The organism is Flavobacterium sp. (assembly GCF_035299005.1).
GTDB lineage: Bacteria > Bacteroidota > Bacteroidia > Flavobacteriales > Flavobacteriaceae > Flavobacterium.
The window spans coordinates 77,367-101,133 of sequence record NZ_DATGXL010000014.1; the positions used below are offsets into that span (position 1 = coordinate 77,367).

Annotated in this window: 26 protein-coding genes; 10 read left to right on the forward strand and 16 right to left on the reverse strand. The window is 30.9% G+C overall.

The genetic code is table 11. The annotated features are described in order from the left end of the window. The first annotated feature begins 4 nt into the window (after positions 1 to 4). From VK164_RS09150 to VK164_RS09160, 3 genes are read left to right on the forward strand one after another with little or no spacing between them, the layout of a single operon-like run. On the forward strand, positions 5 to 664 hold the full coding sequence (locus VK164_RS09150) for a queuosine precursor transporter (protein ID WP_324209048.1): 660 nt from the start codon (positions 5 to 7) through the stop codon (positions 662 to 664). Further along, a complete protein-coding gene (locus VK164_RS09155) occupies positions 654 to 1,214 on the forward strand; it encodes a DNA-3-methyladenine glycosylase I (protein WP_324209049.1) in 561 nt (186 codons plus the stop codon). Before VK164_RS09150 ends, VK164_RS09155 begins: the two co-directional genes overlap by 11 nt. A 3-nt stretch (positions 1,215 to 1,217) precedes the next feature. Further along, entirely contained in the window at positions 1,218 to 1,430 is a 213-nt protein-coding gene (locus VK164_RS09160) for a VF530 family protein (RefSeq protein ID WP_324209050.1), read from the forward strand. On the opposite strand, the gene aat is transcribed toward VK164_RS09160, so the two are convergent. From aat to VK164_RS09175, 3 genes are all read right to left on the reverse strand, one after another. After that, on the reverse strand, positions 1,427 to 2,062 hold the full coding sequence (gene aat, locus VK164_RS09165) for a leucyl/phenylalanyl-tRNA--protein transferase (protein ID WP_324209051.1): 636 nt from the start codon (positions 2,060 to 2,062) through the stop codon (positions 1,427 to 1,429). The two genes, VK164_RS09160 and aat, sit on opposite strands and share 4 nt — an antisense overlap. Before the next feature lie 93 nt (positions 2,063 to 2,155). Further along, positions 2,156 to 2,533, reverse strand: coding sequence for a DUF3127 domain-containing protein (locus VK164_RS09170; RefSeq protein WP_324209052.1), 378 nt, complete (start codon positions 2,531 to 2,533; stop codon positions 2,156 to 2,158). An 11-nt stretch (positions 2,534 to 2,544) separates the two neighbouring features. After that, positions 2,545 to 3,420 (reverse strand): flavin reductase family protein, encoded by an 876-nt coding sequence (locus tag VK164_RS09175; protein ID WP_324209053.1) that lies wholly within the window; start codon positions 3,418 to 3,420, stop codon positions 2,545 to 2,547. Between the two features lie 106 nt (positions 3,421 to 3,526). On the opposite strand from VK164_RS09175, the gene VK164_RS09180 reads away from it, so the two are divergent. Then, the gene (locus tag VK164_RS09180) at positions 3,527 to 4,684 is read left to right on the forward strand and encodes a HAMP domain-containing sensor histidine kinase (RefSeq protein WP_324209054.1); all 1,158 of its coding nucleotides are present in this window, start codon (positions 3,527 to 3,529) and stop codon (positions 4,682 to 4,684) included. Here VK164_RS09180 and VK164_RS09185 read toward each other — a convergent pair. The 3 genes from VK164_RS09185 to greA form a co-directional block, all read right to left on the reverse strand. After that, positions 4,677 to 5,762 carry a transglutaminase domain-containing protein gene (locus tag VK164_RS09185; protein WP_324209055.1) on the reverse strand — a complete coding sequence of 362 codons (1,086 nt, stop codon included), beginning with the start codon at positions 5,760 to 5,762 and terminating at the stop codon, positions 4,677 to 4,679. The two genes, VK164_RS09180 and VK164_RS09185, sit on opposite strands and share 8 nt — an antisense overlap. 125 nt (positions 5,763 to 5,887) lie before the next feature. Then, entirely contained in the window at positions 5,888 to 6,280 is a 393-nt protein-coding gene (locus VK164_RS09190) for an HIT family protein (RefSeq protein ID WP_324209056.1), read from the reverse strand. A 3-nt stretch (positions 6,281 to 6,283) separates the two neighbouring features. Next, on the reverse strand, positions 6,284 to 6,760 hold the full coding sequence (gene greA, locus VK164_RS09195; protein ID WP_324209057.1) for a transcription elongation factor GreA: 477 nt from the start codon (positions 6,758 to 6,760) through the stop codon (positions 6,284 to 6,286). 155 nt (positions 6,761 to 6,915) lie between these two features. On the opposite strand from greA, the gene VK164_RS09200 reads away from it, so the two are divergent. Continuing rightward, entirely contained in the window at positions 6,916 to 7,338 is a 423-nt protein-coding gene (locus VK164_RS09200) for a hypothetical protein (protein ID WP_324209058.1), read from the forward strand. A gap of 49 nt (positions 7,339 to 7,387) precedes the next feature. On the opposite strand, the gene VK164_RS09205 is transcribed toward VK164_RS09200, so the two are convergent. From VK164_RS09205 to VK164_RS09230, 6 genes are all read right to left on the reverse strand, one after another. Continuing rightward, positions 7,388 to 9,574, reverse strand: coding sequence for a TonB-dependent receptor (locus tag VK164_RS09205; RefSeq protein WP_324209059.1), 2,187 nt, complete (start codon positions 9,572 to 9,574; stop codon positions 7,388 to 7,390). A gap of 212 nt (positions 9,575 to 9,786) precedes the next feature. After that, entirely contained in the window at positions 9,787 to 10,188 is a 402-nt protein-coding gene (gene arfB, locus VK164_RS09210) for an alternative ribosome rescue aminoacyl-tRNA hydrolase ArfB (RefSeq protein ID WP_324209060.1), read from the reverse strand. After that, on the reverse strand, positions 10,181 to 12,277 hold the full coding sequence (locus VK164_RS09215) for a DUF4301 family protein (protein WP_324209061.1): 2,097 nt from the start codon (positions 12,275 to 12,277) through the stop codon (positions 10,181 to 10,183). The genes arfB and VK164_RS09215 overlap by 8 nt, the downstream gene beginning before the upstream one ends. Then, a complete protein-coding gene (gene pnuC / locus VK164_RS09220) occupies positions 12,238 to 12,858 on the reverse strand; it encodes a nicotinamide riboside transporter PnuC (RefSeq protein ID WP_324209062.1) in 621 nt (206 codons plus the stop codon). The genes VK164_RS09215 and pnuC overlap by 40 nt, the downstream gene beginning before the upstream one ends. A gap of 2 nt (positions 12,859 to 12,860) precedes the next feature. Continuing rightward, positions 12,861 to 13,574 (reverse strand): geranylgeranylglyceryl/heptaprenylglyceryl phosphate synthase, encoded by a 714-nt coding sequence (locus tag VK164_RS09225; protein WP_324209063.1) that lies wholly within the window; start codon positions 13,572 to 13,574, stop codon positions 12,861 to 12,863. A 4-nt stretch (positions 13,575 to 13,578) separates the two neighbouring features. Then, a complete protein-coding gene (locus VK164_RS09230) occupies positions 13,579 to 14,205 on the reverse strand; it encodes a 4'-phosphopantetheinyl transferase family protein (protein ID WP_324209064.1) in 627 nt (208 codons plus the stop codon). Between the two features lie 138 nt (positions 14,206 to 14,343). Here VK164_RS09230 and ahcY point away from each other — a divergent pair, with 138 nt between their 5' ends. The 5 genes from ahcY to VK164_RS09255 all read left to right on the forward strand — a co-directional run bounded on the left by ahcY (position 14,344) and on the right by VK164_RS09255 (position 19,710). After that, the gene (ahcY, locus tag VK164_RS09235) at positions 14,344 to 15,660 is read left to right on the forward strand and encodes an adenosylhomocysteinase (protein ID WP_324209065.1); all 1,317 of its coding nucleotides are present in this window, start codon (positions 14,344 to 14,346) and stop codon (positions 15,658 to 15,660) included. A 210-nt stretch (positions 15,661 to 15,870) separates the two neighbouring features. After that, positions 15,871 to 16,242: a hypothetical protein gene (locus VK164_RS09240; RefSeq protein WP_324209066.1), complete on the forward strand. Its 372-nt coding sequence runs from the start codon at positions 15,871 to 15,873 to the stop codon at positions 16,240 to 16,242. A 5-nt stretch (positions 16,243 to 16,247) separates the two neighbouring features. Beyond that, positions 16,248 to 16,619 (forward strand): BlaI/MecI/CopY family transcriptional regulator, encoded by a 372-nt coding sequence (locus tag VK164_RS09245; protein ID WP_324209486.1) that lies wholly within the window; start codon positions 16,248 to 16,250, stop codon positions 16,617 to 16,619. After that, positions 16,616 to 18,478, forward strand: coding sequence for a M56 family metallopeptidase (locus VK164_RS09250; RefSeq protein WP_324209067.1), 1,863 nt, complete (start codon positions 16,616 to 16,618; stop codon positions 18,476 to 18,478). The genes VK164_RS09245 and VK164_RS09250 overlap by 4 nt, the downstream gene beginning before the upstream one ends. Positions 18,479 to 18,609: 131 nt before the next feature. Next, positions 18,610 to 19,710, forward strand: coding sequence for a DUF4407 domain-containing protein (locus VK164_RS09255; protein ID WP_324209068.1), 1,101 nt, complete (start codon positions 18,610 to 18,612; stop codon positions 19,708 to 19,710). 40 nt (positions 19,711 to 19,750) lie between these two features. Here VK164_RS09255 and VK164_RS09260 read toward each other — a convergent pair whose 3' ends face one another. The 4 genes from VK164_RS09260 to VK164_RS09275 form a co-directional block, all read right to left on the reverse strand. Continuing rightward, positions 19,751 to 20,953 carry an NAD(P)/FAD-dependent oxidoreductase gene (locus tag VK164_RS09260; RefSeq protein ID WP_324209069.1) on the reverse strand — a complete coding sequence of 401 codons (1,203 nt, stop codon included), beginning with the start codon at positions 20,951 to 20,953 and terminating at the stop codon, positions 19,751 to 19,753. Positions 20,954 to 21,045: 92 nt separating this feature from the next. Next, a complete protein-coding gene (locus VK164_RS09265; RefSeq protein WP_324209070.1) occupies positions 21,046 to 22,374 on the reverse strand; it encodes an OmpP1/FadL family transporter in 1,329 nt (442 codons plus the stop codon). Between the two features lie 259 nt (positions 22,375 to 22,633). After that, entirely contained in the window at positions 22,634 to 23,341 is a 708-nt protein-coding gene (locus VK164_RS09270) for a PH domain-containing protein (protein WP_324209071.1), read from the reverse strand. Positions 23,342 to 23,385: 44 nt separating this feature from the next. Then, positions 23,386 to 23,757 carry an MmcQ/YjbR family DNA-binding protein gene (locus VK164_RS09275; RefSeq protein WP_324209072.1) on the reverse strand — a complete coding sequence of 124 codons (372 nt, stop codon included), beginning with the start codon at positions 23,755 to 23,757 and terminating at the stop codon, positions 23,386 to 23,388. Between the last annotated feature and the right edge of the window lie 10 nt (positions 23,758 to 23,767).

The following is a 23,767-nucleotide window of genomic DNA, read 5'->3' on the forward strand; positions in this document are numbered from 1 at the left end:
ACAAATGTTTCAAAGAAAAAAAGACATCATTTACGTTGTATTAGCTGGTATATTTATCACCAATGCATTAGTTGCGGAATTGATTGGCGGAAAATTAATTCATATAGGTAACACCGTTATGAGCTTAGGCATTTTACCTTGGCCAATTGTTTTCATTACAACTGATTTAATCAATGAATATTTTGGTGAAAAAGGAGTAAAAAAGCTGTCATTTATAACCGCTGGGCTAATTGCATATACTTTTTTTCTGTTATTAATTGGTCTTCAAATTCCAGCTGTAAAAGGCGATGGATTAATTTCTGACGAACAGTTTAATGCAGTTTTTGGACAAAGTATGTGGATTATAGTTGGAAGTATAACAGCTTTTTTAGTTTCACAATTAATTGATGTCACTATTTTTCATTTTGTAAAAAATAGAACCGGAAAAAAAATGCTGTGGTTGAGAAGTACAGGCTCAACTGTAATTTCTCAATTATTTGATAGTTTCATTGTATTAGGAATTGCCTTTTGGTTACCAGGCAAAATAAACGGAGAAACGTATGTCGCCTCTGCTTTTACGGGATATTCTGTTAAATTGGGAATTGCCATTTGTTTGACACCCTTTATTTACCTCGGACATTATTTAATTGACAACTATTTAGCTAAAGAAAAACATGGCAACTAAACATAGATGCGCTTGGTGCGAAAAAGACGATTTATACCGCGATTATCACGATAACGAATGGGGGAAACCCATTTATGATGATGAAACTATTTTTGAATTTTTGATTTTAGAAACATTCCAAGCTGGATTGAGTTGGTACACCGTTTTAGCTAAGAGAGAAAATTTTAGAAAGGCATTTGATAATTTCGACTTACTTAAAGTGGCTAACTATTCGGAAGAAAAAATGGCAACATTAGCTGAAGACACAGGTATTATCAGAAATAAATTAAAGATTAAAGCAACTGTTACCAATGCACAAGCTTTTATAAAAGTACAGGAAGAATTTGGGACTTTCTCAAAATATATCTGGGGTTTTGTTGATGGAAAACCTGTCGATAATAAACCAAAAACCTTAAGCGAAATAAAAGCAACTACTCCTATTTCAGACGCATTAAGCAAAGATTTAAAAAAACGCGGTTTTAAATTTGTTGGTTCGACAGTTATGTATGCACACATGCAAGCCACTGGAATGGTTAATGACCACGTGATGGATTGCTTTACAAGAAAATAAAAAATGAGCAACGACCCACTACACGGAAAACCTTTAAAGGAAATTGTAGAACAATTGGTGAATTTCTATGGCTTTGACACTTTAGGCGAATTAATCAACATCAATTGTTTTAGAGAAAACCCATCTATAAATTCAAGTTTAAAATTCTTGAGAAAAACGGATTGGGCAAGAAAAAAAGTAGAGGAATTGTATATTAGAACGTTGCCTAAATTTTAAGATTTCAACACCATCAAAAAATCATCTCGGTCAATTTCTACACAACCTAAACTAGCTAAATGATCATTATATACTTGGCAATCTAACAATTTGTAATTTGCTAATTCTAATTGTTTTGCTAAAGCAATGAAGGCAATTTTACTAGCATTTGACACTTTTGAAAACATACTTTCACCACAAAAAACATGACCTAAATCAACGCCATACAAACCGCCTACTAATTCGTCATTTTGCCAAACCTCAACACTTTTTGCGATGCCTAATTCATGTAACTTGCAATAGGCTTCTACCATATTATCAGTAATCCAAGTGCCGGGTTGGTCTTTTCTAGAAATCTTTTTACAGTTTAGAATTACGTCTCTAAAAGCTGTGTTAAAAGTAACCTTGAATTTTTTTTGATTAATTATATTTCGCATGCTTTTCGAAATCTTTAAATCTTCAAAAAACAAGACCATTCGTTCAGGCGGACTCCACCACAAAACTGGCTCATCATCTTCAAACCAAGGAAATATTCCCGAATTATAAGCTAATACGAGTCGTTCTGGAGATAAATCGCCTCCAACCGCTACAATCCCTTCGGGTGAAGCTGTTTCTACAGACGGAAAATATAATTCTTTGGTTAAAAAATACATCGTTTTAAATTTAGAATTCAGAAATTAGAATTTAGAAAAAGAAAAAGTCAGAAATTATAAAACTTCTGACTTCTAATTTCTAATTTCTAAATTTTAGAAAGGTAAATCGTCGTGTTCTTCTTCTTTAAAGTTAGTTGCTGGCTCAAAAGCTTCTGTAGCAGGCATTGGTGGCATTTGTGGTGCACTTGGTGCTTCTGCTTGCACTTTCTCGATTCTCCAACCTTGGATAGAATTGAAAAACTTTGTTTCTCCTTGTGGATTTACCCATTCTCTTCCTCTTAAATTGATAGAAACTTTTACCTGTTCACCAACATTATAATTGTTTAACAAATCTGTTTTGTCTTGTGCAAACTCAATCAAAATATGTTGAGGATATTGCTCTTCTGTAGTTACTACAAGTTCTCTTTTTTTGAAAGAAGCACTAACTTGTTGTACAGGATTAATTAATTTTACTCTTCCTAAAACTTCCATAATACTTAAATTTATTTTTTTGCTAATAACAATTTCCAAGCATCAATAGCTCTTCCATTATCTACATACTCTTTTGCTTTTTGAAATTTTGTATCCATATCATCGGCACTTAAAACCGCTTTTACTTCAAAATTTTCTTTTACAAATATAGCAATTTCTTCTTCGGTTGGAATATTTTCTATGTTTCCTAATTTTCCTAAATCATTACCCGTAAAATAGCCACTTTCTTTGATGAAATCAGGAATCATGTCAACACCAATTCCTAAAGTGGTCAATGGTTTTTCAACCTCAAACATCCCTACATTAGAACGGCTATACCAATTACCTCCCATTCGGGCAACCAAATCAATTTTGTGTTGGTCAATCATTCCTATTGCATCCAAAACGGCTTCATTAATATGAATTTTCACCACTTCACAAATTACTAAATTTCCTGCTCCGCCTTGGTCACCTAAAGCAATCACTTCATTGATTTTACATTCAAATTGTACAGGACTTTCAGCCACTCGAAATGGCTTTACTCTGTCTGATTTTAGCATCGTAAATCCTGCTTTTTCAAACTCATTAACTCCATCTGGATATTCGGTACTTGATAACGACATTTGTTGTACGATATCATAATTCACAACATTAATTACAACTTCTTTAGTGTTTTGAACGTTGATTAAGGTGTGCTTAGTAGTATTATCGCGTACACGTCTTGCTGGCGAAAAAATCAAAATCGGTGGATTAGAACTAAACACATTAAAGAAACTAAAAGGCGACAAATTTGGATTTCCATTACTATCCATAGTACTTGCAAAAGCGATAGGTCTTGGCGCTACTGCACTTTGTAAATATCCTTGTAGTTTTGCTGGCGCTATTTCTTTTGGATCGATGCTTAACATACTGAAACTATTTTTTACAAAGATAACAAACAATTACAAGTTCAATTACAAGAACAAGTGTCAAATTTAAAATGGTTTTTAGTATTTTTACATCAAATCTTGATACATGCAGTTTTCAGAAAGGCGAAATATTACCCGTTGGTTTATCATTATTGCTTCCTTTTTCATTGTAATCTTAATACTTTGGAATACCTATAACTTTTTCCAGATTTTCAAAACCGAAGAACGAGCAAAAATGGAATTTTGGGCCACAGCTCAAAAAACACTAGCCAATGCTAACGAGAATACAGATATTGAGTTACCATTTCAAATAATCAGCAACAATACCTCAATACCGATGATTGTTACAGATAGCAATGAAAAAATCATTAGTCATAATAACATTGCAGAAGCAATCACAAAAGATAGTATTGCTTTAAAAAACTATTTTAATTCAATAAAAAACGACAATCAGCCTATAAAAATGGAGCTTTCTGATAGAAATTATCAATTGGTTTATTATGGAAATTCACCCTTATTAAACAAGTTAAAATATTATCCTGTTGCGTTATTATTAATTATTATTTTATTTGGCGCTGTAGTTTATAACTTTTATAAAGCCACGAAAATGGCTACACAAAACAAACTTTGGGCTGGAATGGCAAAAGAAACAGCACATCAAATTGGAACACCTTTATCCTCATTAATTGGTTGGTTGGAAATTTTAAAATTAGAAAATATTGAAGAAAGTACTGTTACCGAAATCGAAAAGGACATCAACAGATTACAAACTATAACCGATCGTTTTTCAAAAATTGGAAGCGAACCAGCATTAGAAAATCGAAACATTATTGAAGACACAAAACATACGGTTGATTACTTGCAATCGAGAGTTTCAAAGCAAGTTGTTTTTAGTTTTTCGGCGCCTGACCATCCTATTTTTGCAGCAATAAATCCTGCTTTACATAGCTGGACGATTGAAAACTTAGTCAAAAATGCTATTGATGCCATGAAAGGTAAAGGGCATTTAGATATCAATATTGTGGAATTAGAAAATGTGGTTAAAATTAAAATTACAGATACCGGTAAAGGAATTCCGAAGAATCAATTTAGTAAAGTTTTTGAACCAGGATTTACAACAAAAAAACGAGGTTGGGGATTAGGGTTATCGTTAACAAAACGAATTGTTCAAGAATATCATAAAGGAAGAATAAAAGTAGCTCATTCTGAAATTGGAAAAGGAACTACAATGCAAATGAGTTTTAAGAAAATCCCTCTTATTTAACTGGAATTCCAAACCAAGTAACGGTTCTGAACATTTTTTTTCTCTCTTTTTTACTTTTTGAAATGTATTCTTTTACGAACTCATATTGCTCTTGCGCTTGTTTTACAGTATCAGAAATTGATGCTCTTAATGAATTATAACTTGATGTATTTTCTTTCCCTATACTTCCTAAAGCAAAAAATTCTTTTTGAACATTTTCTAATCTTTCTTTTGGTATTTGAATCATCTCTAAAAGAATTGTATCAGAATATGATGGTGTAAATTCTTTATTTCTGTAAATAATAAAGTCATTTAATAACACAATTACTATATTATATTCTTCTACAATCTCATTAAATTTTTCAACATTTTTATTCATTCTTGAAACATTAAAAACACTTTTCATGTAATTGTATTGTTCCAAAATTAAATCGTTCAAAATTTCATTTCTTTGGATTCTTTCAGAACTTTCAAATGCTTTATCAACTTCAGATAATTTTAAATATTTTTCAATTTCAATCTGATACTCAAAATTCATTTTAGGTCTTCCTTCATATGGTTTCCCATTATAAAATTCGCGATTAGTTATTGGCTCTTTTGTAAATTGCCATAAATAATCAAAAGGCATGTGGGATAAAATTGCTACTGAAGGCAACATTTTAAAATATTTAGAAACTAAATTGCGAACAAATTTTTCGTTTTTTACATAACCCGAATCCCAAGTTGGATCAAAAACGTACCAATTTCCGTTTTTCATATGAATAGCACACCAAGCATGTGATAATTTACCAATCTGATTATTTTGCTTTGTATAACCTGTCACAATTTGACATTGATAACCTAATTTATCTATTATTGCTTTAAAAAATTTAGCATAATGAATACAAACGCCTTTCTTAGTTGAAATTGTTTTTGTAACAAAATCTTCATCGCTACTAAATAATTCTGTAGAAAAACTATAGGTAACATCATAAGAAACTGTTGAAATCACATAAAAATAAGCTGCTTTTATTTGCAGTTCTTCGTCTTTAAAATTTGTTTGAATATAGCTTGCAATTTCCTGAGCTGACTTTGTTTGCTGCTCAGGAATCAGACGCATTTGTTTTTCAACGGGAGCGTAAATGCTTTTAACTTGTGAAAAAAGAATTGTTTGAAAAAATAAAAGATAAATTATATATTTCATAGCTATTTTTAATCAAAAAAAAACACCAAAAAAGGTGCTTTTTATTCTAAATTAGAAGCGATTTGCTTCGCTAATTCTTGAAACTCTTCTGGTAATAAACTTGTTTTTCGTTGAAAACGCATATCTTCCATATCTTGAAGCGGAATCAAATGTACATGAACATGTGGTACTTCTAACCCAACAACAGCAACACCTATTCGCTTGCATTCAACCGATTTCTCAACTGCTTTTGCAATTTTTCTTGAAAACTTCATCAATCCTAAATAATGCTCTTCTTCCATATCAAAGATTTTATTAATCTCTTGTTTTGGAATACAAAGTGTGTGCCCTTTTGCGTTTGGATTAACATCTAAAAAAGCTAAATAATTATCATCTTCAGCTATTTTATAACATGGAATTTCTCCATTCACTATTTTAGTAAAAATACTAGACATAATTTAGTCTCTTGTGATTTCTAATACTTCAAATTTTAACACTCCATTTGGCACATTAATTTCGGCAATTTCTCCAACAGATTTTCCAAGTAATCCTTTTCCAATAGGAGAAGTTACTGAAATTTTTCCTGATTTTAAATCTGCTTCACTTTCTGCAACTAATGTGTAGGTCATTTCCATGCCATTATTTTGATTTTTTATTTTTACTTTAGACAAAACCAAAGCTTTAGACAAATCTAATTGTGATTCATCTATTAAACGTGCATTAGAAACAATTTCCTCCATCTTAGAAATTCTCATCTCTAATAATCCTTGTGCTTCTTTTGCTGCATCATATTCTGCATTTTCAGACAAATCACCTTTATCTCTTGCTTCTGCAATGGCTTGCGATGCTTTTGGTCTTTCTATACTTTTAAGTTGATCTAATTCTTCTCTTAATTTTTTTAATCCTTCTGCGGTGTAATAAGATACTGTACTCATAACTTCATCATTTATATAAATAGAAAAAATCCCACCTGATGGGATTCCTTTTCACAAAGATAGTAATTTATTTTTAATATTAATTTATGACATTGTATAATGTATGTCAAAAGTAATTAATTAAATTTGTTTTACAATTTATATCTAATAATTCTATGAAAAAATATATTCTACTGGTTTTAGTCGCCGTTTTTATTAGTTGTGATAAGGAAAATTTCAACAACACAAATCCTTATTTGCCAAACTATGCTTTTACGTATAATATCAACATGAACCTACCACAATATAATAGTTTAAAATTTCCAAGTAATGCTGTTTATATTAATGCTGGAAACACAGGTGTGAGAGGTGTTTTTGTTTTTAATACGGGCAGTGGTTATGTAGCTTTTGATGCAGCTTGTCCTAATCAGGCATTAAGCAGTTGTTCTACCATGACTTTAAATGGAATTAATGCTGTTTGTCCTTGTGATGATGTTTCTTATAGTTTGTTTTCTGGTCAAGCTCCAGAAATGGAATATCCTATGAAACAATATAGAGTGGAACAACTAGACGATTTTAATTTACGTGTTTACAATTAAAAAAAGCCTGAAAGTATATACTTTCAGGCTTTTTTTATCACTTATATTACTAAAAATTAAGAGTTGCACCTAAAAGAAAATTAATTCCCGCTTGTGGATAATATCCCGTGCCTTCTATAGTTGTTGGTGTTGGTCCAGACCATGTATCATCATATGTATAGAAATAACCATTTGATTCATACTCTAAATCGAAAATATTATTCACCAATCCTGAAAAAACAATTGATTTGATTGTTTTATTAAGTTTCCACTCATAATTTATATTCAAATCATTAACAAAATAGGCATCTAATTTTGATTTATCTGAATCGATATTTCCCATATACTGCTCGCTTACAAATTTGGATAAAAACGAAATTTGAAAATCCTTAATTGGTAAGAAGGCAAGGCGATTACCTACAATTAAATTTGGTGAAAAAGCAATATTTGTATTTCCTAAATTTTGCAAAACTCCATCTCGTTGAAAGTAGAAATCCTGATTTTTATTTTGGCTGACCGTTACATTTGGATTCAAAATTAATTTCCTTGTAATAGCAATTGAGGATTCTACTTCTAATCCTACTCTATAACTCTTCCCACTATTGGTAAAAACTGGCGAACCTACATCATTCAAAGCTCCTGTCAAAACCAATTGATCTTTATAATTCATATAAAATGCATTGGCACTAATTTTTACTTTTTGAGTATTGTATTTCCAGCCTAATTCATAATCAAATAAACGTTCTGGTTTTACGCTTCCGTTTTCATAATCATCACGTCTAGGTTCTTTATTTGCAATTCCAAAATAACCATAAAATGAGTTTCTATCATTCAATTGATAGCTCAAACCCGCTTTTGGATTAAAGAATCGAAACGTATCATTTACATCCGAAAATTTAACACTTGTTGCTTCATAAAACACCATTCGATATTGTAAATCGGCAAATAAATTCAGCTTACTGGTAATATTATATGATGCTTTGGTATAGAAATTTATATCATCTTTGTTTCCAAAATCATCATAATATGTATTTGCGCTTGGTACATAATATTGTGTCCAAATTACTTCTCCAAAATGTTTTCCTAAATAACGATTTGCTGCTCCACCAAATAAAACATCTGTTTTTGGAGTTTTATAATTTAATGAAAAAGTAGTACCGAAGAAATCATTGTCTAACCAACGTTTTCTAACTAAATCTGAAATTGAATTTCCGCCAAAATCGGGTAAATTATAATCAGCTAATGTTTCATCTTCTTTATATTGTTCAAAATATCCTTTACCAATAGTGTAATGCAAAGCAGTATTTGAAACCCACTTTTGAGACCACTTTTGAGACCAATGTAACTGAAAATGATTTTGCCAATAATTATCAGTTTCATTATCATAAAATTGTATATTCCCAAATTCGTCTGTATACATTCCTGCCGGATTGAATGTACGGTCATTTTCTAATTTATCAACATCTTCAATACCATACCATGCTTGATAGGTTTTTTCTTTTCCTCCAAAAGCTAAAAATTTTATTTGTGATTTCTCGGTAATATAATTTACATTTAAAAAATAGCCAAACATATTAGATGAAGCTCTATCTATAAATCCGTCAGATGCAATATTTGAAACACGTGCATTCATTTCAAAATGATCATGCAAACCTGTTCCAAATGCAAAAGTGTGCTTTCGAGTTCCAAAACTCCCCGCAGAGTTAGCAATTGTTGCATATGCATTTTCATGAAATGATTTGGTCTGCATATTCAAACTCGCACCAAAAGCGCCAGCTCCATTGGTAGACATTCCAACACCACGTTGCAATTGAGCACTCTCTATGGAAGATGCAAAATCGGGCAAGTTAACAAAGAATGTTCCTTGACTTTCACTATCATTAAAAGGAACTCCATTTAGAGTAACATTGATTCGAGAACCATCTGAACCACGAACCCTCATATAGGTATACCCTACTCCGTTTCCTGCATCTGTTGTTGTAACTACTGAAGGCAAATATTGCAACAAAACAGGAATATCTTGACCTAGATTTCTTGGAGCAATTTCTTTTGCAGAAACATTAGAATATGTGATTGGGTTTTGGCCTTTTGCTCTAACAGAAGAAACCATTACTTCCTTCAATTCGGTTGTTTTTGTAGTGTCTTTTTGAATTTCTTGAGAAAAAGAAAATAAAAAATAAAAAATAAACGATAGACTTAAATAAGCCTTTGTACTTCGTACCTTGTACCTTGTACTTTTTTGAGATAAAGTTTTCATTCGTAAAATAGTTACGAATAAAAGGGGCAATTACTCTTGGTTAAAAATTAAATTTGATACTCTTTGACACTAATAAACGTGCACTTTTATTACTGTCAATTCCCTAAACAGCATTACCTGTTCTAGGTTCTATGGGTATGATCTCAGCTCGATATTTTGAGCACCCCTTTGAGACATCGCAAAGATATAACTCTTTAGATTAAAGTTCCAAGTTAAAAGTCAGGTTTCTTTCTGTTTTCTTTTATAGAAGCCGTCGATTTTTTTTCTTGTAAACGCTTTTCTTTAACTGCTTTTGGAATTTTAGTTTCTTTACGCTCTTTAGGAATTTTTAAACCATTTTGAATGACTTTCAAAAATTTTTTGACAACAATTTCTTTATTCTTCAATTGGCTTCTATCTTCTTCACTTGTAAGAATAAGAATATTTTCCTGAGTTAATTTAGTAGCTATTTTAGCTTGTAAAAGTTCTTTTTCTTCATTTGTTAAACCCGAAGAATTAGCTAAATCAAAATTCAAAACCACTTTTGAAGACACTTTGTTTACGTTTTGACCACCAGCTCCACTACTCCTAACGGCTTTAAATTTTAATTCAGAAAGTAGAATTTCTTTATCCATTATTTTCGGGTTGATGTGCTGGTTTCAATAAATCATTTACGGTTTTAACTGGATTAAAAGTAACCAATGGAACTTCTACAAAAAGTGTTAGCCAATTTGCCATTGCACCATTCCATAATCCGGGTAATTCGTATGCTTTATAAGGTTTTCCGTTTTTATTTTTTGAAACTATAAAGCCTGTATTTTCATCTACAAACTGCGTTAAATCAAACTTCTCTCCTTTGTAATTCTTAACTCCACAAACTAAGTCAACTGGATTAAAATGTGTTGCTTCATTTACAATTTGCACTTGTTTTTCGTTGGTTAAATCAATCTGTGAAGTCTCAATAATTTGCAAGGAAATCTTCCCATTTTCCTCTTTTATCCAAAAAGGTCCACCGCCTGGCTCTCCTTCATTTTTAACCATTCCGCACACGCGAATAGGTCGATTTAATTCGTTAAACAAATATTGAATTTGAAACGATTTTTTATACATTTCAAAATCATTTGGAAAAATAATATGCAACTGCTTTTGCGCAAACAATTTAATTTCGCTAACTTTTTCAATTGAAACAGATTCACTTTCTAACTCCTGCAAAAATGAAAAAATTTGTTGTTGCAATTTAAATAATATTCCGCCTAAGAGTTTTTTATATTTTACAATATCAACCATGTGGTTCTGCGACACATTATCAATATTTTTTATAAAAATTATATCTGATGCAAGTTGGTTTAAATTTTCAATCAAAGCACCGTGACCACCAGGACGAAAAACCAATTCACCTCTATCATTTCTAAAAGGGGTGTTGTCATTATTAACCGCTAATGTATCTGTTGTTTCTTGCTGAAATGAAAATGTTATGGCTACATTTTCGTGTTGTTTCGTAATTTTTTCAAACGAAGATTGATGTTCTGGTGAAACCGTAAAATGAATTTTTGATTTTTTATTTGGCACTTCATAAAAAATCGATTCTTTTATATGTTCTTCAATTGGTGAAACAATTTTATCTTCTTTTTGATGAAAAGGCAAGATTCCTTTTGGCTTATTTGCAAAATCAAAATGCTCTTTTGAAAGCAATGTTTTTATTAAAAGATAGTTTCGTACTTCGCGTTCTTTCTCAAAATAATTAGGGTAAACTTCTATCGTTTTTTGTTTTAACTCTGGATAAAATGGAAAACTTTTTAATCCTACTAAAAAAACCGATAATTCAGTACATTTTTTATGATTTATATATGAATTTATAGTGTCGTTTTCAACATCAAATTCATTAATAAATTCTGATAAGAACTTAAACATTCGGCTCGCTGCTCCCGAAGCAGGAACAAATTTTTGAATGTCTAAATTTTGTTTATTTTCATCGAAAAATTGAATATAGCTTTTGATTTCTTGTTCATTATATACAGAAATTCCGTCGTTTTTTACAGCAGATCGTACTAAATTTACCTTAGATATTCCATCTTTAAAAAACTGCAATTGCTTTTGAATGGAAGTAACAGATATTTTCTTTTTGTACATTGCCACATAATCCGATGAGGTAAAACCTAATTGCTTAGCAAGAACCAATTCATCAATTATTTTTACAGCTTTTTCATATCTTGACGTAACATCTCCTTTAAGTTTTATGTACGGATTTCCGTTAGCAATTATTGCCTTTTTAAATGTTTCAAAAGTAATTTCTCTATCATCTGGACTATCACGCAAATCATCTGCTTCCCATGGGACATCAATATTAGTAAGAAAAATTAAATCATACTCATGTTCTCGTGCTGCTTGCTCTAAATTTGCATCACATCTATTGTAATAAATATCTGAAAAAACTTTGGTAACCAATAAATTCGTGTCGCAAAATAAGAATTTCTTCGCTTTTAAAACAGCTTCATTTTCTAATTTTACTTGGCCTATTGCAATAGGAATTAAATCTTCTTCTGTACAAATTTCTTTGTTTTTATCCCATTTTTCTTGCAAAAAGTCGCGAGCAAATTCAGGAATCCACTCGTCGTTGTAATGTGCGGCCAATTGTTTTGAAAGCGTAGTTTTTCCAGTGCTTTCAGGGCCATACATTGCTATTTTTATGATGCTTGTTGGTAACTGTTTAAAATCTTTTTCCATTGTAAATAAGCCATAACGGCTAAAATTGTAAAAATCAAATATTGTAACGACAACATTCCTAAACCTCTATGAGCAAATAACGGAACAGCGATACAATCTCCTATAATCCATAATGTCCAACTCTCTAATTTTTTCAAAGCCATATACCACATGGCTGTAAAAAATATTCCAGATGTAAAAATATCAATATAATTAGGAATTTCAAGTTTGTAATCAAAAAAAACATAGACTAAATACGTGACAACCATTGTAAATACAAACAATCCAAAACCTATTACCTTTTCTTTGGGTGTTGTTCTTGTAATTAATAAATCGGTGTCTGTTGCTTTTGTTGACCATTTGTACCAGCCATAAATACTCATAATTGAATAATAAAAATTCATGGTCATATCACCAAAATATTTTGCTTGATACAATAAATAAACCGTAATAACTGTTGAAATCAAACCTGTTGGATACACCCAAATGTTTTCTTTTTTAGCAAAATAAACACTCAAAATTCCGAACACAAAAGCCACAAACTCTAGTGAAATTTGTAAATTTGAAGCTTCTTTATATTGATTGATTAAAAAATCGAGCATATTTATAAATTAAAAAAATTGTTGTCTTTTTCAAAAGCAGTTCCTATTACAACTAAATCAGCTCCAGCTGTATATACTTCCTGAATTGTTTTCATCGAACGAATTCCTCCACCTACAATCAAAGGGATTTCTATATTTTGAGCTACGTAGCGAATCATTTCTAACGAAACGTGTTGATTAGCGCCACTTCCAGCTTCTAAATATATCAATTTTTTACCTAAAAACTCACCAGCTTTTGCGGTTTTGTATGCCAAATCAACATTATCTTGCTCAATAGGTAAGGTTTGACTTACGCGCTGTACAGCAGTTTCTTTTCCTCCGTCAATTAACAAATAACCTGTTGGAATGATTTCTAAATTAGATTTTGCCAATATATCTACCGAATTGATATGATGCTCAATCAAGTATTCAGGATTTCTGCCAGAAAGTAAACTCAAAAATAAAATCCCATCTGCTTCATTGGAAATTTGAGATGGATGACCTGGGAAAACTAAAACAGGTAATTGAGTGGTTGCTTTAATAATTGTAATCAGTTCATCTAAATGTGTTCCATTAAAAGTACTTCCACCTATTAAGACATGTGTGGCTGGCGATTTTATTATTTTTTTTGACAAATCAAAACTTTCTTCAACTGTTACTTTTTCAGGATCAATTAAAATAGCCAATAATTTTTTATTCTCTTGTTTGGCTTGAACTATATCTTGATAAATTGCCATTTTTTTAATTAGGGATTGCACAGACAAAGATATAATCTTCTATAGAATAAAAATGAATATTAAACTTTTCTATTTGCTTATTAAATTTTAACTCAGCAACACATGTAGCGTCAGATAAGTCAAACTCATCTTCAAAAATATGATTTGGAAAACTTATTCCTTTTTCATTTTTTATTTTAAAAATAGCTTCTTTTATTCCCCAAACTACTGTTGCTTTTTGTAATTGTTGCTCTTTAGAAAGATTGACCAAATGCTTAACATCCATAAATCTAGGTGCTATTTTCAAAGTTTTTTCTTTGAGTTTTTCCAAATCAATTCCCATCAATTCATCACTAATGCAAATACATGAAAATTCATGCGAATGCGAAATAGAGATGTTTTTTCCATCACTCAAGTTTGGTTTTCCTGCTTCATCATATGTTAAATCATAATCGGTGTAACCCAAATGTTGTAGTAACATTCGAACGGCTAAAAACCCTCTTTGATGTTCTTCTGATTTCATCCCTTCTAAACGAAAAAGTGATGTATCTTTTAACGAAACGGCTCTAAATAACGACGTTACGTCTTCGGTGATATGCCAAAAGTACGCAGTGGTTGTTTCGTTAATATGAATAATTCTATGTAAAGGCATTTATATTTTGTTGTTTTTCAAACCATTAGAAAGCTAAACAATTCACAAATTAATAGAATTCTTTGAAAAAATAAAAAGTTATTTTGTAATTTTGCGCTCTAATTTTAGAATATACAAATATACAAATATACATAATAGATGAGTACACAAACATTACCTTATGTAGCTTATAAAGTGAAAGATATTTCACTTGCAGCTTGGGGAAGAAAAGAGATTGAATTAGCTGAAGCTGAAATGCCAGGATTAATGGCACTAAGAGAAGAATACGGAACTAGCCAACCTTTAAAAGGAGCTAGAATTGCTGGATGTCTTCACATGACAATTCAAACTGCTGTTTTAATCGAAACTTTAATAGCTTTGGGTGCAGAAGTTACCTGGTCATCATGTAATATTTTTTCAACACAAGATCAAGCTGCAGCTGCTATTGCCGCGGCGGGAATTCAAGTATATGCTTGGAAAGGTTTAAATGAAGAAGAGTTTGATTGGTGTATTGAGCAAACTTTATTCTTTGGTGAGGACAGAAAACCATTGAACATGATTTTAGATGACGGTGGAGATTTAACAAATATGGTTATTGACCGTTACCCAGAATTAGTTGCTGGAATCAAAGGTTTATCAGAAGAAACTACAACAGGAGTTCACCGTTTATATGAAAGAGTAAAAGCTGGAACATTACCAATGCCTGCAATTAACGTAAATGATTCGGTTACTAAATCTAAATTTGACAACAAATATGGATGTAAAGAATCGGCTGTTGATGCTATTCGTCGTGCAACTGATGTTATGTTAGCAGGAAAAAGAGTTGTTGTTTGTGGATATGGTGACGTTGGAAAAGGAACTGCTGCTTCTTTCCGTGGCGCTGGTTCAATTGTAACAGTTACTGAAATTGATCCAATTTGTGCTTTACAAGCGGCTATGGACGGTTTTGAAGTGAAAAAATTAGATACAGTTATCAAAACTGCTGATATCATCATTACTACAACGGGAAATAAAGACATCGTTTTAGGTTCTCACTTTGAGCAAATGAAAGACAAAACTATCGTTTGTAACATCGGACACTTCGATAACGAAATCGATATGGCTTGGTTAAACAAAAACTTTGGTCACACTAAAAACGAAGTTAAACCTCAAGTTGATATTTACAACGTAAACGGGAAAGATATTATCATATTAGCTGAAGGTCGATTAGTGAACTTAGGTTGTGCTACAGGTCACCCAAGTTTTGTAATGAGTAATTCATTTACAAACCAAACTTTAGCTCAAATTGAATTATGGAATAACAGTGCAGCTTATAACAATGACGTTTATATGTTACCAAAACATTTAGATGAAAAAGTAGCAATGTTACACCTTGCTAAATTAGGAGTTGAATTAGAAACTTTACGTCCAGACCAAGCAGAATATATTGGTGTAGAAGTACAAGGCCCATTCAAACCAGAATATTATAGATACTAATTTTTAGTAAATAGTAAAAAGTGATTAGTAATTAGTCGCTTAATTATAATAGAACCCTCGCATTCCGACAATTCGGAAATGTGAGGGTTTTTTGTTAAAATTTAATTCTACACTTGTAGAATTAATTTTTTATTCTACATTTGTAGAGCGTCGAAATGTTTTCTCATGAAATTCATAAAAATATATCTCATATTAATTTTTATTTGCCTTATGAGTTGTAAGACAAATAAAAAAATTAATGCCATAAAATGTGGAAAATGGATTACTTATGATACAATCAGTATTGACATATATAAATATATCGAATATTATAAAAATGGTAATGAAGTAAAAACATGGAAAACATATAAGAATAATAAGATATATAAAAAGGAGAAAAATTTAACCAATATTTGTTTGATTACTTACTACCATAAAAATGGAAAAATCGCAATAATTGGTCAGTCCAAAATAATAGAAGTCGAAAATAGCATTCACTGGTTTTATTATGGTGATTGGAATTTTTACAATGAAACTGGCAAGCTAATCGGAATAAAAAAGTACGAAAACGGAGAACTAATATCAGATATCGAAATCGAATAATTATGATGCAATTATCAAACACAGAAGAGCAATTAATGGAACATTTATGGAAGTTAAAAAAAGCTTTCATGAAAGATTTATTAGAAGCTTATTCAGAACCAAAACCTGCACCAACAACTATAGCTACACTTTTAAAAAGAATGACAGATAAAAAATTTGTAGCTTATAACGAAATTGGCAATACGAGAGAATATTTTCCGTTAGTTAAAAAAACAGATTATTTTTCAAAACACGTTAACGGATTAATTAAAAACTTCTTTAATGATTCGGCTTCTCAATTTGCATCATTCTTTACAACTTCAACAAATTTGACAGAAAAAGAATTACAAGAATTAAGAAAAATCATTGATGTTGAACTCCAAAAAAAGAAAAAATGATCGATTTTTTAATCAAATACACTATCTGTTTAACGGTTTTTCTTAGCTTCTATCATTTAGTATTAGAACGTGAAAAAATGCATCGGTTTAATCGATTTTATCTTTTGGGTTCGATTGTTATTTCATTGGTAATTCCATTTATAACATTTGAAATAATTGAAATTATCCCAGCTGTTCAAAATACTGAATCGCTAATTATCGATACATTTTCATCCTCAAATAAAATAGTAATTCAAGAAAAAAAAGATTACATTCCTATCATTTTATGGAGTTTATATAGCTTAATAAGCTCAATATTAATCATTCGCTTTGTTAGAAATATCTGGAAATTAATCTCAAAAGCAATCTCAAAACCGAAAGTAAAATACAAAAATGTCTATCTGGTTTTAATTGATGAAAAAAATATTCCTTACACTTTTTTAAACTTTATCTATATCAATTTCGAAGATTATAACAATCAAAATATTGAAGACGAATTGTACACACATGAATTAGTTCATGTTAATCAAAAACACACTTTAGACATCTTATTCATTGAATTTTTGAAAGTGATTTTTTGGTTCAATCCACTTTTTATTTTCTATAAAAAAGCAATACAACTCAATCATGAATTTCTTGCAGATGAAGAAATTGTGAAAACCTATAATAACGTTCCATTTTATCAAAATTTACTTTTGCAAAAGGGCATTGGAACCCAAACGATTTACTTGGCCAGTAATTTGAATTATTTAGTAACCAAAAAACGATTAATTATGATGACTAAAAGCACATCGCGAAAAATTGCCGTTTTAAAAAAAATAGCAATAGTTCCAATTCTTATTGGATTAGTATATTTTTTCTGTATTGAAATTGTAGCGCAAGAAAAGAATACTAATCAAATTATCAAACCTATATCAACTGATAAAATAGAAAAAATATCAGATAAAGACAAAATTAGAGATCGTTATTACAGCGGTGTTTATGTAAATCTTATTGATGAGAAAAACAACAGAAAAGAAGTGACAATGTATGAAAACCTTTCATTAGAAGACCGAAGAAAATATCTTGATTTTGTTCCAGAAATAATGATTGAAAAAGAAATTCCAGAACCATTATTTGAAAAAATGAAAACTAAGAATATGGCGGTTTGGATTAATGGAAAAGTAAAAACAAAAGAAGAAATCAAGAAATATAAACGAACCGATTTTAGTTATTACACTTATAGTTTTGTTCATGAAAATGCACGTTCAAAACGTTTTCCTCACGAATACCAATATTCGCTTTATACAAAAAAATATTTTGACGAAAATTTAAAAAATAGTCATACTCATTTCTCGGGAGATACAATTAAAATAAGTTTGGTTTCATATAAAACCGCAATGAAAAATGTTATAGCAAAAAACATAAAGGCTGACACATTAGTTTGGTTCACACAAAGAAAAGATGGTTATAATTTGTATATAAATGATTCTGCTAAAAAAAAGAAAAAAACTAAAAAACCTGAACCAAGTTATTGCCCAGATGTAGAACCTAAAAAAAATGAGAAAGTAAATGAAATAATTACATCTGATATAAAAAACTTAACAGAAGTAACAGAAAAACCAACTTATATTGGTGGAATGCAAGCTTTTTACAAATATGTTGCTAAAAACTTTATAGTACCAACTGAGGCAAAAATTGATGGAAATATAATTGTTAGTTTTGTCGTTGAAAAAGATGGATCATTAAATGAAATAAACGTTTTAAAAGATATTGGTTATGGAACAGGAGAAGAAGCGATTCGGGTATTAACAGGTTCTCCAAAATGGAATCCAGGAACAAAAGAAGGTAAACCAGTTCGTGTTCTGTACACACTTCCAATATCTATCAAAGTAAAATAACAAGATTAGTCAAAAATCCGCTCTAAACCAGCGGATTTTTCTTTTTCAAACTATTTTTCAACAAATTAACACTAAGCTGAAACTTTTGGCGTTAAATTTGTACTAATCATCATCAATCAAAATCAATCATCATGTTAAAACGTTTTTTTATGTTATGTTCGGGTGTAGATTCCGACATAATTAATGGCTGTTCCAATGGCGAGCAAAACAAATATGCAGGAATTGGAGCTACCGTTTTCTTCACCTCCGTTATGGCTTTTATTGCTAGTGCTTATGCGCTTTTCACCGTTTTTGACAATGCATTTATTGCAGTTGCATTCGGTTTGGTTTGGGGTTTGCTTATTTTTAATTTGGATAGATTTATTGTTTCTACCATTAAAAAAAGAGATAGCTTTTTAGACGAATTTATTCAGGCAACTCCGCGAATTGCATTGGCGATTATTATTGCTATCGTAATTTCAAAACCTTTGGAAATTAAAATTTTCGAAAAAGAAATCAATACGGTTTTACTGAAAGAAAAAAATGAAATGATGTTGGCTAACAAAAAACAAGTAGCCAATTATTTTCAATCGGATTTAGATAAAAATAAAGCCCAGATTGATAGTTTAAAATCGGACATTCTTAAAAAAGAGAAAGAAGTTAACGATTTATATTCGGTTTATATCACTGAAGCAGAAGGAACTGCTGGAACCAAAAAGTTAGGCAAAGGTCCTGTTTATAAAGAAAAACGTGAAAAACACGATGTAGCTTTACAAGATTTAGCAACTTTAAAAACTACAAATCAAGCCAAAATAACCGATTTAGAAACCAAAAACAAAAATATTGAAGCAGATTTAGATAAAAAAGTCACCGAAACCCAACCTATTATTGAAGGTTTCGACGGTTTAATGGCTCGAATTAACGCCTTGAACAAATTGCCTTTCTTACCTTCATTTTTTATTATGTTATTGTTTTTAGCGATTGAAACTTCGCCAATTATTGCTAAATTATTATCGCCAAAAAGCGAATACGATTTCAAACAAGAAGACAACGAAATGGGCATCAAAAATATGTTGGCTCAAAACCGATACCAAAGCGAATTACAAAAGAAAACTGATGCAGAAATTTATGATAAAGTATATGCCGACATCAAAGAAGATAGAGAACTTTATAACTACAAAAAGAAAAGCGCATTGGAATTATTAAAACTCCAAGCCGATGGATTTGTAGAAAAACAAAAGAAATCAATATAAATAAAAAACCCGATAAGTACTTATCGGGTTTTTTATTAAATTATGGTAAATAAGAATACCCATTTTTAGTTTTCCAAAGAAAATATTTTTCTAAAATTACTTTATTAATATCATAAATCACATTTGGAATCATTACTGCAAAATTTCTTGGTTTAAATAAATGGTCAGAAAAAATAATTACTTCTTTTTTACCACAGTCCATAATACACAATCCCATTATTTTTCCCCAAGCTTTTTCTTTTAATTTGGATTTTCCTTCTGTTACTCTAATAATATTTTCTGCTACAATTTTACCTGTTTCATCACTTGGATAACCTGTTTTTGGAGAGGCAAAAGGAACTTTACTTGGTGTAAATGGTAGCGGAACATTTACTGCAATTCCGGCAGCCCATACATTTGGGTAATCAACATGTTGGTAACTATCTTTAACTGGAATATAGCCAGTTGGTGTTGCGTGCAAATCTGATGAATTTGTTACAAAATCAACCCCAATAAAAGGTGGCATCAACATAGAAAATTTGAATGGCAACTCTTCATCACTTGTTAAAATGATTTTGTCTTCAGTTACTTCTTTAACACCCACTTGCGTTCTATAATGAATATTAAACATTTTCATAAAAGATTTTAGCATACTTTCTCCCATTGGCATTCCATCAATACCAAAATGTCCTAAATAATCTTCTGGAGTTATCCAATATAAATCTACTTTTTTACGAATATTTTGTTCTCGAAGCCATTTTTCAACATTGAATAAAAATTCATAAGCAGCGCCCATACAACCTGCATTTTGAGTGGCTCCAATTACAATTGGTCCAGGGTTTTTCTTAAACTCTTCTAATGCTGTTCTAGCTTTCATTGCTCCATTTGGAGTTCCAATATAATGTGTGTGTTCAGCAACACCAGGAGCAATATCATATTTTACTTTTGGACCAGTAGCCACAACAAGATGATCATATTTATAATCACCCTTATCTGTAGTTACAACTTGATTTTTTACATCAACATTTAGTGCCTCAGCATTAACAAAATCTACTCCTTTCTTAGCTAAAATAGTATCTTTTCTAAAAGAAATATCTTTAATATCTCTTCTTCTAAAAGGCACCCAAATTAATGACGGAATAAATAAAAATAACGGTGATTTATCTATCAAGATTACTTTATGTTTGTCTTTACCTTTTCTTTTAATTTCAAGGGCTGCAGTCATCCCTGCAAAACTCCCTCCTATAACTACTGTTGTTGTCATAATTTTTTAATATTTACATAGTAAAGTTACTACATTGATTTAAAAACATCTGTTACAAAAGTTACATATAAAAATATTTAAACTATTGAATGTCAATTATTTATTTTTGATTTAACATTTAAAGTATATGATATGCCAATCATAATTAAATCTGTTTTCATTTCATATGAAACTTCACTTCCTGGAATTGCCCCATAAGGGTTTGAACTTGAAACAAACATTGGGTTTAATAATTGACCAGATATTTTGCCATTACTCATTCCGTGGTGATAAACTGCATCAAAAACTAAATCATTAGTGGCTTTATAGCTAAATCCAAACTGAAAAGCATTCTCAATAATAGCAGTTGCTGGGATATTAAACATCGTTACTTTGCTATCAATTGGATTAGAACTATATGTGTACCCAAATCTTAAAGGCAATTTTTCAAATCCTTTATATTGAATTCCAGCAGACACAATTGAAACATTTTTCCAACCGAATCCAGCAACAGATGCTGTAGGTGTCCATCCAGTTTTAGAAAATCCATCTGTGTTTTCATAATCAACAATTCTGTAATCTAATGCCAAATCAAATTTATTTTTTGAGTATCCCAATCCAAAAGAAATAATTGCTGGATAATTCATTTTAAATTCATTTGTCCCTGTTGAATTGTCCAAGTAAGTATTTTCAAAATTAAATGCACTGAAGAATTGTTGCGTTTTGTATGATGCACCAGCTTTCAAACCTTTTCCTGAATCATAAAACAATCCAAATTGACCTCCAAATCCAGTCGCAGATGCTTTATTTGTTGATGGATAACCAGCCATAGTTGGATTCGCAGTAGGATTTGGCATTAATTCTAAACTTGCATAATTAAATGTAGGTGCTACCCCAATTGAAAATTTATCAGAAAATTCATAGGCCCATGTAAAACCAAATTGCAATAACATATAATCTGATTCTATTCTACCAAATCCACCCATGCTTTGTGGCATATTAATGGGATTTGTCGAGCTTTCTGGAAATGTAACCCCAAATCCGCTTATACCAAATACTGAAGCCCCAAAAGTGTGTTTACAATTTTCTTTACCCCAAACCATTGCTAAAGCTGGCATTGGAGAAACACCTCTGTCATCTTTAGTATTTCCGCTATAAAAATTCCCCGTTGGATTTCCAGATGAATCAAATTCAGGTACCGTTGAATATAATTCTGGAGAAGAATAAAAAAGTCCTAAATCAAACTTAATTATTTTACTATCAAATACTGCTATTGCAGCTGGATTCCATTGTAACGCCCCAGATATTTCTAATGGCTGAGCTGTTGCTGCTCCTCCCATGGACATATTTGTTGCCCCAATTCCTTGCATGATGTGTCCTGTTTGAGCATAAAAAAAACTTGATGTAAACAACAAACCTAAAGTAAAAAAAACATTTTTCATGATATAGATTTTTAAAAATTCTAATCAAAATTAAATTCATCAAAAAATAATATTTATGACATTAATCATTGTTGATTTTACCTCTAACACCAAAATTATGTATTCTTTTCACGAAAGTGTTAATTATAAACACTTTATGAAGATTATTATTAAAATTATTCCTTGTAATTATTTTGTAATTATTTGAATATGTGTAACATAGGTTACAAAAAAAGCCCAACTTTTAATAAAGTTGGGCTGTGATTTTTAAGAGTTATTCTTACAAAAACTTTAATATCTCTGCTTTCAAGCGGTCGTATTCTCCTTGCAAAATTAATCCATTATCCAAAAGTTTTTTATAATTCTGAAGTTTGGCAAACAATTCGTCTTGTGATAAATGCGCCAACCCTTTTTCTTCTGAAATAGGTGCTTCTACTTCTGTGTCGCGAATAATGTCGTTTGGTGTTGGCATCAATTCTGCAAAATGAGTCACTTCTTCTGCTTGAATTTCCTCAACAACTTCCTCTTGAACTGGAGTTTCAATTGGAGCTTCTGCCTTAACTTCTTCTACAACTGGAGTAGCTACTTTTGGATTTTTCAATAAATCCAATTGCTCTTTTGCGTAGGTATATAATTTTCGCGCTTGATTTTTTGGCAAATAATCAACAGTATGTGTTAAATCTGAATTAGTTGTAAACGTAAAATCAGCACCTAAAATACCTTCTTTTACAAACGAACCTGCTATATCATCCCAATCATAATCAATGAATTCCATTGATAAACCTAAATTTTTAGGCTTACATAAAATAATACGCTTGTTAGTTACCACAATGCTATCTGGAAAAATAGTTACCGCTGGTTTTTTCTGAACCGCAATATATCCTACTTCTTCATTCGACATTAAAAGATTCTCCAATTTAGCTGTGATCTTTTCGATTGCTTTTGGATCTTGATCTTCGTTTAATATTTTTTTTAAGTTGTCTATCATGATAGTTACTTTGAAATTTTCATTTATTAGCACAAAAGTAATGCCTAATTTTCTATTTCTTGGATTTCTTGCTGCACTTTTTTCGTTAAACTTTTGAAAACAAGTTCATAAGAATGATTAATCAATTCACACATCATTTTATCGGAAACATCACAATGAAAATGAATCGTGTTCCAATGCACTTTACTCATATGATAACCAGACTCTATGGCTTCATATTCCGCTCGAAGTTCCAAAGCGCGTTCTGGATCACATTTTAAATTTAACGACGGTGTTCCTTTTTCCCATTCGGATAACGAAGTTAGGCAAAACATTTTTCCGCCTACTTTAAAAACCAACGTATCTTCATCAAATGGAAAATGTTCGGTGACACCTTTTTTAGATTGACAGAATTCGTAAAGTTGCTGAATGTTCATTTTTATTGTA